The 14,567-nt window shown below is 67.7% G+C and carries 15 protein-coding genes; 4 read left to right on the forward strand and 11 right to left on the reverse strand.

All coding sequences use genetic code 11. The features are described from left to right. Positions 1-4: 4 nt before the first annotated feature. The 6 genes from egtC to ACWW1C_RS26870 all read right to left on the reverse strand — a co-directional run bounded on the left by egtC (position 5) and on the right by ACWW1C_RS26870 (position 6,166). Positions 5-688, reverse strand: a complete 684-nt coding sequence (gene egtC / locus ACWW1C_RS26845) for an ergothioneine biosynthesis protein EgtC (RefSeq protein WP_455981083.1) — start codon at positions 686-688, stop codon at positions 5-7. Continuing rightward, positions 688-1,995: an ergothioneine biosynthesis protein EgtB gene (gene egtB, locus ACWW1C_RS26850; protein ID WP_455981084.1), complete on the reverse strand. Its 1,308-nt coding sequence runs from the start codon at positions 1,993-1,995 to the stop codon at positions 688-690. The genes egtC and egtB overlap by 1 nt, the downstream gene beginning before the upstream one ends. After that, positions 1,992-3,278, reverse strand: a complete 1,287-nt coding sequence (gene egtA / locus ACWW1C_RS26855; protein WP_455981085.1) for an ergothioneine biosynthesis glutamate--cysteine ligase EgtA — start codon at positions 3,276-3,278, stop codon at positions 1,992-1,994. The genes egtB and egtA overlap by 4 nt, the downstream gene beginning before the upstream one ends. A 174-nt stretch (positions 3,279-3,452) precedes the next feature. Then, on the reverse strand, positions 3,453-4,097 hold the full coding sequence (locus ACWW1C_RS26860; protein WP_455981086.1) for a sensor domain-containing protein: 645 nt from the start codon (positions 4,095-4,097) through the stop codon (positions 3,453-3,455). Positions 4,098-4,143: 46 nt separating this feature from the next. Then, positions 4,144-4,980, reverse strand: coding sequence for a mycofactocin-coupled SDR family oxidoreductase (locus ACWW1C_RS26865; protein ID WP_455981087.1), 837 nt, complete (start codon positions 4,978-4,980; stop codon positions 4,144-4,146). A gap of 7 nt (positions 4,981-4,987) precedes the next feature. Further along, on the reverse strand, positions 4,988-6,166 hold the full coding sequence (locus tag ACWW1C_RS26870) for an NADH:flavin oxidoreductase (RefSeq protein WP_455981088.1): 1,179 nt from the start codon (positions 6,164-6,166) through the stop codon (positions 4,988-4,990). Between the two features lie 190 nt (positions 6,167-6,356). Between ACWW1C_RS26870 and ACWW1C_RS26875 the strand changes: the two genes are divergently transcribed. Further along, entirely contained in the window at positions 6,357-6,974 is a 618-nt protein-coding gene (locus ACWW1C_RS26875) for a TetR/AcrR family transcriptional regulator (RefSeq protein WP_455981089.1), read from the forward strand. 61 nt (positions 6,975-7,035) lie between these two features. Here ACWW1C_RS26875 and ACWW1C_RS26880 read toward each other — a convergent pair whose 3' ends face one another. Continuing rightward, the gene (locus tag ACWW1C_RS26880) at positions 7,036-7,512 is read right to left on the reverse strand and encodes a hypothetical protein (RefSeq protein ID WP_455981090.1); all 477 of its coding nucleotides are present in this window, start codon (positions 7,510-7,512) and stop codon (positions 7,036-7,038) included. Positions 7,513-7,673: 161 nt separating this feature from the next. Here ACWW1C_RS26880 and ACWW1C_RS26885 point away from each other — a divergent pair, with 161 nt between their 5' ends. Then, on the forward strand, positions 7,674-8,126 hold the full coding sequence (locus ACWW1C_RS26885; RefSeq protein ID WP_455981091.1) for a ribonuclease domain-containing protein: 453 nt from the start codon (positions 7,674-7,676) through the stop codon (positions 8,124-8,126). Next, positions 8,123-8,395, forward strand: a complete 273-nt coding sequence (locus ACWW1C_RS26890; RefSeq protein WP_455981092.1) for a barstar family protein — start codon at positions 8,123-8,125, stop codon at positions 8,393-8,395. The genes ACWW1C_RS26885 and ACWW1C_RS26890 overlap by 4 nt, the downstream gene beginning before the upstream one ends. Positions 8,396-8,401: 6 nt before the next feature. Here ACWW1C_RS26890 and ACWW1C_RS26895 read toward each other — a convergent pair whose 3' ends face one another. From ACWW1C_RS26895 to ACWW1C_RS26910, 4 genes are all read right to left on the reverse strand, one after another. Then, entirely contained in the window at positions 8,402-9,526 is a 1,125-nt protein-coding gene (locus tag ACWW1C_RS26895) for a DUF4185 domain-containing protein (protein WP_455981093.1), read from the reverse strand. 20 nt (positions 9,527-9,546) lie between these two features. Beyond that, positions 9,547-10,584, reverse strand: coding sequence for an aspartate-semialdehyde dehydrogenase (locus ACWW1C_RS26900; RefSeq protein ID WP_455981094.1), 1,038 nt, complete (start codon positions 10,582-10,584; stop codon positions 9,547-9,549). 2 nt (positions 10,585-10,586) lie between these two features. After that, a complete protein-coding gene (locus tag ACWW1C_RS26905) occupies positions 10,587-11,852 on the reverse strand; it encodes an aspartate kinase (RefSeq protein ID WP_455984455.1) in 1,266 nt (421 codons plus the stop codon). Positions 11,853-11,993: 141 nt separating this feature from the next. Next, entirely contained in the window at positions 11,994-12,494 is a 501-nt protein-coding gene (locus ACWW1C_RS26910; protein ID WP_455981095.1) for a hypothetical protein, read from the reverse strand. 249 nt (positions 12,495-12,743) lie between these two features. On the opposite strand from ACWW1C_RS26910, the gene leuA reads away from it, so the two are divergent. Continuing rightward, the gene (gene leuA, locus ACWW1C_RS26915; RefSeq protein WP_455981096.1) at positions 12,744-14,558 is read left to right on the forward strand and encodes a 2-isopropylmalate synthase; all 1,815 of its coding nucleotides are present in this window, start codon (positions 12,744-12,746) and stop codon (positions 14,556-14,558) included. The last annotated feature ends 9 nt before the right edge of the window (positions 14,559-14,567 follow it).

Below are 14,567 nucleotides of genomic sequence, written 5' to 3' on the forward strand. Positions count from 1 at the left end.
CGATTCATGTCAATGGCGTCATCGCGACGCCGGTGACCGTCACCTCGACGAGGTGACGGTCCGGGATGTCCTGCCAATCAGGGTGGTCGTCGTAGGGCTCGCTGGCCAGCACCACACCGTCAGGTCGGCGCAACACCGACAGTGTGTCGCCCCAGACGGTGGCCACCATGCGGGAACCGTTGGCAGCAAGGATGTTCAGTCGCGCCGACGGGTCGGATTCCCCGACGCTGCGCACGGTGTCCGCCAGGTTGGCCATGCCCTCGGCGAAGATGTGCGCGGCCAGCACCGCGCTGTCGACCGTCGATTCAGCGGCCCGGGACACGGGCAGCACCGCCCGGTCCACGACACCGTTGTGCGACAACAGCCACTCGCCATCGGTGAACGGCGCCGAGGCCGAGGGTTCGATGGGCATCCCGACGGTGGCCGACCGGACGGCAGCCACCACACATCCGCTGCGCAGCGCCGGCGCGACCGATGCCAGCGATGCATCACCCCACAACGGGGCGGCGCTGCGCCAGCGTCGCGGTGTCGAGCCGTCGAAGAAGCCGACGCCCCAGCCATCGGCATTGAGCAACCCGTGCTTCTGCCGACGGGGCGAATATGACTGCACCAGAAGGCCGTTCGCGGGTTGCAGGATCAATGACGACACCGAGACCGGATCACCGAGCCAACCCAGGTGGCGACACATCAGCCGCGCTCCTCGTCGCCGGACCAGGCCAGGCGCACGCCGGAGAAAATCTGCCGGCGGATCGGATGGTCCCAATTGCGGAAGCTGGGTCGCAGGATGTCGCCCGCCACCGCCCAGGAACCGCCGCGCAGCACCCGGTAGTCACCGCTACCGGTGCTTTCGAAGAACGGCTGCGAATAGCGGTCGTAGATCATCGGTGTGAACCCCGGCCACGGCCGCAGTGGCGACGTCGTCCACTCCCACACATCCCCGAGCAACTGTTCGACACCGTAGGCCGAGGCGCCGTCCGGGTATGCCCCGACCGGCGCCGGCCGCAGCGCGCCCCCGCCGAGATTGGCCCGGCTCGCATCGGGTTCGGTGGCACCCCAAGGGAATCGGCGCCGTACACCAAGTTCCGGATCCCAGACGCAGGCCTTCTCCCACTCGACCTCGGTGGGGAGCCTGGCGCCGGCCCAGGCCGCGTAGGCCTCGGCCTCATAGAAGCTGACGTGCTGCACGGGTTCGTCGGCCGGCAGGTCCTCCACGTGCCCGAACCGTACTCGCGTGGTGCCGTCGGCGCGCCAGAACTGAGGGGCGACCAGGCCCGCTTGCTGCCGATGCTCCCATCCGGCCGCAGACCACCACCGGGGCTGCCGATAACCACCGTCGGCGACGAACTGACCCCATTCGCCGTTGGTCACCGGCACCCGGCCGATCCGGAACGACGGCACCTCGACGACGTGCGCGGGCCCCTCGTTGTCGAGCGCGAACGGTTCCTCCGCGGCGTCGACACCGAGCACGAACGGTCCGCCGGGCACCAGCACCGACGTGCCCGCCACCCCGTCGCGCCCATCCGGCAGAACGGCGCCCGGCCCCAGCAGCGGTGGGCCGCTGCGCAGATTCAGGGCCTGCAGCATGGTCTCGTCGTGCTGGTTCTCGTGGCTGATCACCAAGGCGAACGGAAACTCGGCACCGGCTTCGTCGGGCAGCCGGTCAAGGGCGTCAAGGGCTTTGGACCGGATGGTGCGGCAGAACGCGCGCGCGTCGGTCGGGGGTAGCAGCGGCAGCGCCACCCGACTCGCGCGCGAATGCACGAACGCGTCGTAGAGACCGTCGACCTCCGGCGGCAGCAGACCGGGACGGTTCGGGTCGCCACCGCGCAGCAGCCACAGTTCCTCTTGCTGACCGATATGCGCGAGGTCCCACACCAGGGGACTCATCAGCGGGTCGTACTGACGCAACAACTCGGCATCGTCGAATGCGACCAGGGCCAGAGTCCGCTCCCGGGCTCTGGTCAGCCCACGGGCCAACAGCTCGCGCGTACTCACACCCCACCTTTCAGCCGGTCATCATGTGCCAACCCGGTGATGGCCGAATCGATTCCGTGCGCGACCACCCGGTCCGCGAAATCGTCGGCGGCACTGCGCCCCTGCGTCACCTGGCGCAGCAGCCGGTCCATCGAGTCCGCCACGTCGGCCGGCGCGACGTCGGCCGCGGCCTGCACGCAGCGCACGGCGGACGCCCGCAGCCGCGGATCGGCCAGCCCCACCCGCGCCGCCTGATCCCACGCGGTGGCGACTGATTCTGTTGCCTCCCAGGCGATCTGCGACATCCGCGCATCGTCCAGCAAGGTCACCAGGGCGAACACCACGGCCGGCCACAGGTCGTCGGACACGGCGTCGAGGTAGCGGATCTCCAGCCAGCGCCGGGGTCGAACCGGCGGGAACAGCGTCGTGAGGTGGTAGTCGAGGTCGGCCTCGGTCGGGCGACGACCGCCGAGCAGCGTCCGCCCGTCCGCCCAGTCGGCGAACGGCACCCATTCGGTGATCGGTTCCGCCTCCGGCGTGTGCACCAGCATCACCGGCGCCTTGAGGGCGTAGCGCGCCCAGTCGCTGGCCGGATCGTCACCACTGGCGCCGAGAACGGGTCCACAGCGGGCGGTGTCGAGCTGCCCCCAGATGCGCTGGCGCGTGCTCTGCCAGCCGGTGAACTCGCCGCCCAGCATCGGTGAGCTCGCCGACACGGCGATCATGGTCGGACCCAGGGCGTGGGCCAGCCGCACGCGGTCTGCCCAGCCATCGCGCGGGCCGGCGTCGATGTTGATCTGCAGCGAGGCGGTCGACGTCATCATCGCGGCACCGGCGGCACCCGTCCCGCCGGCTGCGAAGAACGCCTCCATGGCTTGATACCGACCGCCGGGGTTGACGCGTGCCTGCGGTCGGAGCGGATCGACCCCGACCTGCAGCAGGCCCAACCCGCGCCGCCCCAAGGATTCCCGCAGTACCGTCTGGTCCGCCTGCATCGCCGCGATCGCGGCCGCGGCGCCGTCCAGCGGCGGTCCGGACAGTTCGATTGCGCCGCCGGGTTCCATGGTGATCGCGCTGCCGCCGGGCAGTTGCGGTACGGCCTCGACGGCCGCGGTCAGTTCATCCCAGCCGGGACGCCGCGCCAGGTCGGACAGATCGAAGCAGTGCGCCTCGAGTTCGAGACCGACACGGCCCACGGGCCCGTCCCGCAGGCACCCGCCGCCGGCCAGCAGCGCGGCGCCGTACGCACTCGACAACTCGGGGTATTCGGCGTGCGGACGTCGCACGGCGGTGGCGGTGCCCATCTGAACATCCCTTCCGAGATTCGGAGTCCTATCCCCGCATCCGTTGGTTGGTGTTCCCGGACCAGGCCTGGTTGAGACTCGTCCCGAGCAATACGTGTTCGTCCGACGATGCCATGGGGCACCGACAAAAATCTGCGCAATATATGTGCGACGCCTGACACTCGGCGGACATCGTCATTGCCCCAAGGCGTTCTGCATGGCTCCGGCCAGCACGTTGACCGCGAGGCCGGCGTTGCCGGATTGGCAGACTTTCGCCTGCAGCAGAACGTTCTCCCGCAACCGGGTCTGCGCAAAACAGCGGCGATCGGTGCCCGCTTCCTGTTTGACCCAGGCCTCGTCCGTCGGACCGGCCTGTGCACCCGCGAAGCTCCAGACTTGAGTCCGGCCATCGTCGAGATGCATCGCGGTGGTCTGGCCCGAGCATCCGCCGGTCCGGTCGACGACCCGGCGGAATGCGCGCGCCGCGGCCTCCGAGGTCGCGAAGACGCCCACCACCTGTTTGGCCGAGTGGCTGTCGTCGGTCGCTGTCGTCTGCGTCGCGGCGCCGTTGAACGACGCCAGGTCCGGGTCGCCGTACACCTCGGGCAGGCCGATGTCGCCCCAGTTGTTGCACACCGGCAGGTCGACGAAGAAGCCCTGGTAGGGCGCGGTGAAAGTGGTCTCCCAGCCCATCGGAGCGCCGACCACGTTGCCCACTGATCCCTTGCCGAGGACCGCATACGACACCACACCCGGGTCCGACGGTTTGGCGGCCGCCGTGGGCGCCACGACGAGTGCCGCGGTGACGCAGGCTGTGAACCAGATCGGGCGCGCAGTCATGGTTTCGATGATGCCAGTTGCGGCCGGCGTGACCAGCCGGGTGATGTCAGCCGGTCAACCGGGCCGTGGCCCCCGCATCGACCGGCAGCACCGTCCCGGTGATGTGGCTGCTGTCCGGATGCGCCAAGAACATCACCGCGCGGGTGATTTCGGCAGGCTTCAGGAAGGGCACCGGCTGAAGATGCAACGAGGCGAACACCGACTCGACGTCGGCCAGCGTCGGTTGTTCCAGATCGGGACGCATGGCTCCGAACAGCGCATCGTTGAAGGTCATCGGGGTTTCGACGTTGCCGGGCGCCACGGCATTGACGGTGATGCCGTACCCGGCCAGATCGTGCGCGGCGACCTTGGTCAGCCCGATCACGCCCCATTTGGACGCGGCATACGCGGCCTGCGCGAAATTTCCGCTGCGGCCCAGCATCGAGGACACGGTGACGATCCGGCCGAATCCGCGCGCGATCATGCCGGGCGCCACCGCGGCGATCGTGTTGAACGTGCCGGTCAGGTTGGAGCCGATCACTTCATCCCATTGCGCCGACGGGACCTCGGGCAACATCGCGATCGCACTGACGCCGGCGTTGGTGACGGCGATGTCCAGGCGCCCGAACTCCGATTCGACGCGGGCCACGAACTGCTCCAGTGCGCCCCGGTCGGCTGTCGACAGTTTCGCTGTGAGACAACGCCTTCCGGTTGCCTCGACCAGCTCCGCAGTGGCGGCCAGATCCGCGTCCGTCGCCAACGGGTACGCGATCTGCTCGTTGTTCTCGCACCGGTCACAGATGGCGATATCCGCACCTGCCTCGGCAAGTGCCACCGCGTGCGATCGGCCCATTCCCCGTGCCCCGCCGGTGATCAGCGCAACGCGGCCAGCAAAGTCGCCCATGTTTCTCCTAATCCGAGTCCGGCTTGCCGGTGACCACGCAGTGGGTGTGGCTGTAGATGGTGGGCATGCACAGATTGCAGTGTGTGCAGCCCGATTGGGTGGTTTGGTCGGCCTGGATGCGATTGAGCAGGTCGGGTTCGGCCAGCAGGGCCCGGCCCATCGCGACGAATTCGAACCCCTCGGCCATGGCCAGATCCATGGTCTGGCGGTTGGTGATCCCACCCAACAGGATCAGCGGCATGGACAATTCGGCCCGGAACTGGCGGGCCTGCTCGAGCAGGTACGCCTCCCGATACGGGTATTCGCGGAAGAACTTGTGCCCGCTGGCCCGGATCCCCCAACTCAACGGCGGTTTGAAGTTCGCGGCGAACTCTTTGACGGGCGCGCCGCCCCGGAACAGGTACATCGGATTGACCAGCGAGCTGCCCGCGGTCAGCTCCAGCGCGTCCAGGGCGCCGTCCTCCTGCAGCCAGCGGGCGGTCTGCAGCGACTCGTCCATCGGGATACCGCCGCGCACCCCGTCGGTCATGTTGAGTTTGGCGATCACCGCGATCTGGCCCCCGACGGCCTCCCGCACCGCCTGCACCGTGGCGCGGGCCACTTTGGCCCGGTTCTCCAGCGAGCCACCGAACTCATCGCGCCGCTTGTTGATCAACGGCGACAGGAACGAGGACGCGAAATAGTTGTGGCCCAGATGGACCTCGACGGCATCGAACCCGGCCTCGATCGCCAACCGCGCAGCGTTCGCGTGCGCGGCCATCACCTCATCGATATCGGCACGGGTGGCCTTCTTCGCGAAACGCATCGACAGCGGGTTGAAAAACCGTACCGGCGCCAGCGCCCCGGCCTTATTGGTGCGCGGGTTCGCCACCGGCCCGGCGTGCCCGATTTGCGCGCTGATCGCCGCCCCCTCACCGTGAATGGTGTCGGTGAGTTTGCGCAGACCCGGGACCGCCTCCGGGCGCATCCACAACTGCCACCCATCGGTCCGCCCACCCGGGGACACCGCGCAATAGGCCACGGTCGTCATCCCGACCCCACCGGCCGCCGGCAACCGGTGATACCGGATCAGATCTTCGGTGACCAACGCATCCGGGGTCGCCGCCTCGAACGTCGCCGCCTTGATCACCCGGTTCCGCAACGTGATCGGACCGAGCTTGGCCGGCTGGAAGGGATCTGGCGCCATACTTTCAGTAGCCCTTTCGGTAAGTCTTGATACAGCAACGTCTTTCGGCTCGCCTGTCGTGGCGTCTTCCACGAGTCACCTTCAGCACAGCGGTCATCGGCACCCTCCTGGATTAGTGATCCAGTGGTACACTAATTGCCGGTTGACGTCAATGCCACCGCCTCTGCTCGGGTGCTGTGATGATGGACCCGTGAGCAATCAGTCAGGCCCCGGTCGGCCGCGGGACGCGAGCATCGACGATCGCGTCCTCGCGGCGACCAGGGACCTCCTGTCCGAGGGCGGGTTCCAGCAACTGAGCATGCGGCTCGTCGCGCAACGCTCCGGAGTTACCCGGGCCAGCCTGACCCGGCGCTGGCCATCGAAGGCCGCGTTGGTCATCGACGCGGTGATGGGCACGACACCCGACCTGACGCCGTTTGCCGGTACCGATGTCTACGGCTGGATCGATTTCGTGGTCCGGGGCAGCCGTGCGCTGTTCAACCGCCCGGACATGAAAGCTGCGGCGCCTGACCTGTCCCTGGCCCTGCTCGAAGACAAAGAGCAGGGGCGATCGCTGTGGAATCGGTTCACGGGGCCGGCGGTCGACCTGTTCGCCGACGACGTCGGCGCACAGACCGCCGAGGAACGGCGCAGTGCGGAGTTGGACGCGCGCGCAGTGCTGATCATGGCCGCGGGTGCCGCCATGTACGTGTCCACCATCGCCGCCGACGACGATTCCGCCGAACTCGAAGAACGGATCGTCGAACTTCTCATAACCGGATACCGGGCGGCGTCAGCAAACCGCGCGGCAACCGACCGACGGTCGTAGAACAGACGACAGGCCGCACCCTGTACGGGCACGGCCTGTCGCTTGATGCAGGACTGCTGGGTCAGCGGCCGGGCTGGGCCGGGCCAGGCTGACCGGGCTGACCAGGCTGACCGGGGCCTTGCTGACCGGGACCCTGCCCACCGGGGCCGCCGGGGCCCTGCCAACCGGGACCATTGGGGCCTTGCCAGCCCGGACCGCCCGGGAACATCGGGTGCCACATACCGCCCCCGCCACCACCGCCGCGCGGACCGTGGTGACCCTCGCGGAATTCAGAGGTGTCCTGGCCACGGTGGTGCTTGTGCCAGCCGTGGTGGCCGCCGCCGGAATGCGCGCCGAGGATGAAACCGGAGAAGAAGATCGTCGCGACGATGAACACGATGCCGGCGACGATGCCGACCCAAGCCAGCACCTTGTTGAGCTTGCTGGGCTTGTGTTCGGCGGGCGGCGCGGTCACCGCGGTGACCGTTGCTACGGGCGGGAACGAGTCCGTCGGGGTATCCGGCGTCTCGGGCGTTTCTTTAGGCGTTTCGTCACTCATGTCATCGATGATCCGTCCGTCAACCACTGCCGTGGCTAGGTTGCGCGTAAGAATCAGCTATGAGGCGCGCGGCGCGGTAGCGTGGCTGGTGTAGCGGAGCTTCGGCCGGGCTTTGGGGGCCGGCCGACGCTCCGATATCAGAACGCGGCAGAAAAGGTGCGATGTCCAGAACCACCCTGCGCGCCGCGGCCCTCGCCTGCGGCACCGCGGTGCTGCTGACCCTCGCGCCGGGGTGTGCGAAGAATTCCGTCACGCTCACCGGACCGGCTCCGACGGCTGCCTCACATGCGCCCGCCACGACCACCCAGAGCAAGTCCGGGCTGCGAGTCTGCGAGCTTTCGTCGCTGCCGGCGGAAGCCGGCACCACCATCAACCTCATCCACCGCGGCGGGCCGTTCCCTTATTCGCGGGACGGCATCGTGTTCGGGAACTTCGAGCGCCGGTTGCCGAACCAGCAGCGCGGCTACTACCACGAGTACACGGTGCCCACGCCGGGCGCGAAGACCCGGGGCACGCGGCGGGTCATCACCGGCGGTCAGCCACCGACCAACCCACCGGAGTTCTACTACACCGGCGATCACTACGAGACGTTCTGCCAGATCGGAGGAGCGTGAAGACCTTCACCGTTCGGGGTGCGCGGATCCATTCCCGCGCAGACCTTTTCACCGAACTCGGCCATGCCGTGGGCGGCCCCGGCGGCTACTTCGGCAGCAATCTGGACGCACTGGCCGACTGCCTCGGCGGTGGCTTCGGGACGCCGGACGAGCCTTTCCGCTTTGTCCTGACAGACAGCTCGAAAGCCAAGAAGGCCTTGGACTCTCATACCTGGACCGGGCTGCTCGAGGTGTTCGACAGCGCCGGGATCGACCTGGTTCTGCGCTGACAGCGCCTACGGCTTGGCCGGATTCACCGCGAACTGGATGACGCGGTACGGCGCGGTGTCGCGCGGCGTGGTGTTCCACTGGCTGACGAGGATGCGCAGTTCGTCGAGCGTCGAGCCCGGCGAGATGTAGCCGCCGTACGGCTGCGCCAGCTGATTGTCGTACGGGTCAGGCAGTTCGTCGGCCTGCTCCGGCCACCCGCCTGCGACGACGACGGTGGTCACGGGTGCGGTGCCGAGTGCTGTCGGCGTATTCGCGACGCGGACCTCCATGTTGCCGGTACTGCTGTTGAAGTACGACAGCACCGTCTTGCCGTCGACCTGCTTCATGCTCATCTCACCGATCAGGTCGCCCCACAACGGAGTTGGGGGTTTTCCCCAGCCCGCGGCGGCAGACCAGCCCTGCCAACTGGACCGGTCCGTGAACGACTGCGGCGTCGCCCGGTAGAGAAAAGCCGGGCTGCTGCGGTCAAAGTTGTTGGCGACGAGGTACACCCAGCCGCGCGGTGAGTCGGCGGTGGGCACCGGGTCGTAATAGCCCGTGATCTGACTCTGCGCTCCCCCGGCGTAGCCGGCCGGCCGCACCGACCCCGGCACGGTCGGCCACGCTGTGCGCGCCGGGTCGGCCTTGACCAGTCGCGAACTCGCCGGCCGCAGGTCGCGCGTGGTGGTGATCATGAGGTAGTTCTCCCGGTTGATGCTCACCACACCGGCCGGAAGTTGGGACGTCCCAGGCGTTTTGGGGTCGGCCAGCAGCGGCTTGTCGACGCCCATGACGCCGCGGTACCGAAGACCATCCGGCGAGTTGACGGAGTCGGTTTCGACGTGCAGCGCGACGGGTGCGTACCAACCGCCGAATCCGACGCCCTGCCCCGCGAAGCTGTCACCGCAGATCTGCAGGATGCCGCTCGGGAACTCCATGAATTCACAGAGATCGGTTGCACCGATGCCGTAATCGGCTGTCGGCGTACCGGTTCCGGCCACGGGACCGATGCGCGTCACCTCGCCGGGCGCGAGCGGTTTGAGCACCGGCGTGGGCACCGGCGCAGGGGGATCCGCCAGCGCTGCCGGCGCCGCGACAATCAGGGCCGAAAACAACGAAATGGCTGCTGCCACCCGGGTGTCAGCAACCATTTCGTCGATGTGACGGATATCTACTTGGCGGCGAGCAGTTCGGCGATCTGAACAGTGTTGAGCGCCGCGCCCTTTCGCAGGTTGTCGCCCGAGACGAACAGCGCGAGGCCACGACCGTCCGGCACACCCGGGTCCTGGCGGATGCGGCCCACCAGCGAGTCGTCGGCACCGGCGGCGGCCAGCGGCGTCGGCACGTCGACCAGCGACACCCCGGCTGCGCCGGCCAGCAGCTCACGCGCCCGCTCGACCGAAAGCGGCTGGGCGAACTCGGCGTTGATCGACAGCGAGTGTCCGGTGAACACCGGAACCCGCACGCAGGTGCCGCTCACCAAGAGCTCCGGGATACCCAGAATCTTGCGGCTCTCGTTGCGCAGCTTCTGGTCCTCGTCGGTCTCACCTGAGCCGTCGTCGACGAGCGACCCGGCCAGCGGGATGACGTTGAAAGCAATGGGCGCAACGTATTTCACCGGCGCCGGGAACTCCAGTGCGGATCCGTCGTGCACCAGCTGCTCGGCACCGGAGATCACGGCGCGGGCCTGCGAGGCCAATTCGTCGACCCCGGCGAGCCCCGAGCCGGACACCGCCTGGTAGCTCGACACGATGAGGCGGGTCAGGCCGGCCTCCTCGTGCAAGGGCTTCAGCACCGGCATGGCGGCCATGGTGGTGCAGTTCGGGTTGGCGATGATGCCCTTGGCAAGCTGCTTGCCACGGACGTCACGGTCGAAGTTGACCTCCGAAACCACCAGCGGCACATCGGGATCCTTGCGCCACGCCGACGAGTTGTCGACGACGATGGCGCCGGCCGCGGCGAAGCGCGGGGCCTGCACACGCGACATGGTCGCACCGGCGGAGAACAGGGCGATGTCCAGACCCGACGGGTCTGCGGTCTCGCTGTTCTCGACCTCGATCTCCTGGCCGCGGAACGTCAGCTTCTTACCCTCGGACCGCGCCGAGGCGAAGAACCGCACGGAGCTCGCCGGGAAGTCGCGCTCCTCGAGGAGCTTGCGCATGACCTGGCCGACCTGGCCGGTCGCACCTACGACACCGATTGCAACCATGTCTAGCGCCCCGTCCCGCCGTACACGACAGCGGCCTCTTCGCTGGCGAAGCCGAAGGCCTCGTGCAGCGCGGCGACGGCGGTGTCCAGCTCAGTGTCCTTGACCAGCACCGAGATTCGAATCTCGGAGGTGGAGATCAGGTCGATGTTGACGCCGACCTCGGCCAGCGTCTCGCAGAACTTGGCGGTGACGCCGGGGTGGCTGCGCATACCTGCGCCGACCAGCGACACCTTGCCGATGTGATCGTCGTACAGCACCTGCAAGAAACCGATCTCGTCCTTGAGCGAGGTCAGCTTCTCGACGGCGCCCGGGCCGTTCTCGCGCGAACAGGTGAAGGTGATGTCGGTCTTGCCGTCCTCCACCTTCGAGATGTTCTGCAGCACCATGTCGATGTTCACGTCGGCATCAGCGACCGCGCGGAACACCTTGGCGGCGTAGCCCGGGACGTCGGGCACGCCGACGACGGTGACCTTCGCCTCGCTGCGGTCGTGGGCAACTCCGGTGAGGATGGCGTCTTCCATGGGGATGTCCTCGATCGATCCTTTGACGATGGTGCCGGCCTTGTTGGAATACGAGGACCGAACATGAATCGGAACGTTGTAGCGGCGCGCGTATTCCACGCAGCGCAGCATCAACACTTTGGCTCCGCAGGCCGCCATTTCGAGCATCTCCTCGAAAGAGACGGTGTCCAGGTGGCGGGCGTTGGGCACGATGCGCGGGTCGGCGGTGAAGATGCCGTCCACGTCGGTGTAGATCTCGCAGACGTCGGCCTTCAGTGCGGCGGCCAACGCCACGGCGGTGGTGTCCGAGCCGCCGCGGCCCAGTGTGGTGACGTCCTTGCTGTCCTGGCTGACGCCCTGGAAGCCGGCGACCAGCACGATCATCCCCTCGTCGAGGGCATCGCGCAGGCGGCCCGGGGTGACGTCGATGATCTTGGCGTTGCCGTGCGTACCGGTGGTGATGACGCCGGCCTGCGAACCGGTGAACGACCGGGCCTGCGCGCCGAGGGACTCGATGGCCATGGCGACCAGCGCGTTCGAGATGCGCTCACCCGCGGTGAGCAGCATGTCCATCTCACGGGCCGGTGGCGCCGGGGATACCTGGCGGGCCAGATCCAGCAGATCATCGGTGGTGTCGCCCATGGCCGAGACCACGACGACGACGTCATTGCCGGCCTTCTTGGTTTCGACGATCCGCTCGGCGACTCGACGGATTCGCTCGGCGTCCGACACCGAGGATCCGCCGTACTTCTGGACGACGAGCGCCACTGTTCGGGTTTCCTTCTCTGAATTGGCAGCAAGCATTCGCATCAATGCTGCTCCAAGGATAAGGGAGGGACGAACTCGTTTTTGTTGCCCGGTCGCCTGCCGGACCTGCAACGCGCGAGACGTTCGTCACTCTCGCCCGGTTCAGAAGATGTCGGTCAGCTTCCGCTGTGCCGGGCAGGCATCGCTCAGCGCCTTCATCTGCTCCGTGATCTGGGCGTTGATCGCCGACAGCTGGTAGGCCTCGGTCGGCGCCGGGGCGCCGGGCGCCCGGCCCTGGGCGGCGATCCGGTAGGCGTCCAGCGCCGAGGCGAACTGTGAGGCCAGCGTCGCCAGTTGCACCGCGTTGGCCGCGACCTTGTCGCCGGTGACCTTCTGCGCCCGCTCGGCCATGCCGTCGGCCCAGGCCCGGTAGGCGGTCTCCTCGGCGATGGTCGGGACACCGCCCGAGTTCTTGTCGATCTTCGACTCGATCTGCACGGCCTGCGCCTTGTTGTAGTCGAGCATGTCGCGCACCGGCTTGCACTGCGGCGTCGGTCCGCGGAACTGGGTCTGCCACACCACGATGCCGATGACGACGGCGAGCGAGACCGCGATGCCGATCTTCCAGCTGCGGTCCAGGCTCAACAACCATCTCGTCAACACGGTCGAACTGTATCGGCACAGGCAGCGCCGTGCCCATCACACCTGGCCAGGAACTTGGCAAGGGACGGCGTGACCGGGTTTTGGTGAACTACTGGACGGGAGTAAACTGGTCAGTGATGTATAGCGCGCGGGTGCTCCTCCTCGGACGCCGCGACGGGGTCTGATCCGACCGGCCTCCCGTCGCGGGTGTTTGAGATGTGCCGGTCCTGACCTTCTAGGTCCCATCCAGACAGACCGGAGCAAATCACCGTGACCACTTACTCTCCCGATTCTTCTGCCGACTCCTTCTCGTCGGTACGCGCCATCACCACCCCGTCCGGACCGCGCCGTGAGGGCCAGCCCTCGTGGAACACGCAGCGCAATTCGTCGATGCCGGTCAGCCGGTACCGCAGCTTCGCCGACGAGGTGGAGAACGTCGCCCTGCCCGACCGCACGTGGCCCGACAAGGTCGCCACCGTCGCGCCCGGTTGGTGCGCCGTCGACCTGCGTGACGGCAACCAGGCCCTGATCGACCCGATGAGCCCGGAGCGCAAGCGCCGGATGTTCGACCTGCTGGTCCGTATGGGCTACAAGGAGATCGAGGTCGGTTTCCCGTCGGCCAGCCAGACCGACTTCGACTTCGTCCGCGAGATCATCGAGCAGGGCGCCATCCCCGAAGACGTCACCATTCAGGTGCTGACGCAGTGCCGCCCCGAGCTGATCGAGCGCACCTTCGAGGCCTGCAACGGTGCCCCGCGCGTGATCGTGCACTTCTACAACTCGACGTCGATCCTGCAGCGCCGCGTGGTGTTCCGCGCGGACCGCGAGGCCGTCAAGAAGATCGCCACCGACGGCGCCACGCTGTGTGTCGAGGAGGCCAAGAAGTACCCGGGCACGCTGTGGCGGTTCGAGTACTCGCCCGAGTCGTACACCGGGACCGAGCTGGAGTACGCCGTCGAGGTGTGCAACGCGGTCGCCGAAATCGTGCAGCCCACCCCGGACTGGCCGCTGATCGTCAACCTGCCGGCGACCGTCGAGATGGCGACCCCGAACGTCTACGCCGACTCCATCGAGTGGATGAACCGGCACCTGGCGCCGCGGGACTCGATCATCCTGAGCCTGCATCCGCACAACGACCGCGGCGAGGGCGTCGCGGCCGCGGAGCTGGGTTACCTGGCCGGGGCGGACCGCATTGAAGGCTGCCTGTTCGGCAATGGTGAGCGCACCGGCAACGTCTGTCTGGTGACGCTGGGCCTGAACCTGTTCAGCCGTGGTGTCGATCCGCAGATCGACTTCTCCAACATCGACGAGATCCGTCGCACCGTGGAGTACTGCAACCAGCTGCCCGTCGCCGAGCGCCACCCCTACGGCGGTGACCTGGTCTACACGGCGTTCTCCGGCAGCCACCAGGACGCCATCAACAAGGGCCTGGACCAGATGAAGGTGGACGCGGATGCGGCCGACGCCGACGTCGACGACATCCTGTGGCAGGTCCCGTACCTGCCGATCGACCCGAAGGACGTCGGGCGCACGTACGAGGCCGTCATCCGCGTGAACTCGCAGTCCGGCAAGGGCGGCGTCGCCTACATCATGAAGGCCGACCACGGGCTGGTCCTGCCGCGCCGGCTGCAGATGGAGTTCAGCCAGGCCATCCAGAAGATCACCGACGGTGAGGGCGGCGAGGTCTCCCCGAAAGAGATGTGGGACGTCTTCAACGAGGAGTACCTGTCGCCCATCACCCCGCTGGAGCGCATGCGGCAGCGGGTCGACGCGGCCGAAGAGGATGGCGGCACCGACACCATCACCGCGATCGTCAAGATCGACGGTGAGGAGCGCGAGATCGTCGGGGCCGGTAACGGCCCGCTGGCGGCGTTCACCGACGCTCTGGGCGCCGTCGGCTTCCACGTGAACGTGCTGGACTACTCCGAACACGCCATGTCGGCCGGTGAGGAAGCGCAGGCCGCGGCCTACGTCGAGGCATCGATCGGCGGCAAGACCGTGTGGGGCGTCGGCATCGCGCCGTCGATCACCACGGCGTCGCTGCGGGCAGTCGTCTCGGCGGTGAACCGGGCCGCACGCGGCTAGCCGAAGACC

The organism is Mycobacterium sp. HM-7, assembly GCF_053852335.1.

Excerpts from the sequence above, each read along its gene's own strand:
- egtC (WP_455981083.1), bottom strand. The coding sequence starts at position 688 with ATGTGTCGCCACCTGGGTTGGCTCGGTGATCCGGTCTCGGTGTCGTCA.
- ACWW1C_RS26860 (WP_455981086.1), bottom strand. The coding sequence starts at position 4,097 with ATGACTGCGCGCCCGATCTGGTTCACAGCCTGCGTCACCGCGGCACTC.
- ACWW1C_RS26865 (WP_455981087.1), bottom strand. The coding sequence starts at position 4,980 with ATGGGCGACTTTGCTGGCCGCGTTGCGCTGATCACCGGCGGGGCACGG.
- ACWW1C_RS26895 (WP_455981093.1), bottom strand. The coding sequence starts at position 9,526 with ATGGTTGCTGACACCCGGGTGGCAGCAGCCATTTCGTTGTTTTCGGCC.
- egtA (WP_455981085.1), bottom strand. The coding sequence starts at position 3,278 with ATGGGCACCGCCACCGCCGTGCGACGTCCGCACGCCGAATACCCCGAG.
- ACWW1C_RS26870 (WP_455981088.1), bottom strand. The coding sequence starts at position 6,166 with ATGGCGCCAGATCCCTTCCAGCCGGCCAAGCTCGGTCCGATCACGTTG.
- ACWW1C_RS26880 (WP_455981090.1), bottom strand. The coding sequence starts at position 7,512 with ATGAGTGACGAAACGCCTAAAGAAACGCCCGAGACGCCGGATACCCCG.
- ACWW1C_RS26885 (WP_455981091.1), top strand. The coding sequence starts at position 7,674 with ATGTCCAGAACCACCCTGCGCGCCGCGGCCCTCGCCTGCGGCACCGCG.
- ACWW1C_RS26900 (WP_455981094.1), bottom strand. The coding sequence starts at position 10,584 with ATGGTTGCAATCGGTGTCGTAGGTGCGACCGGCCAGGTCGGCCAGGTC.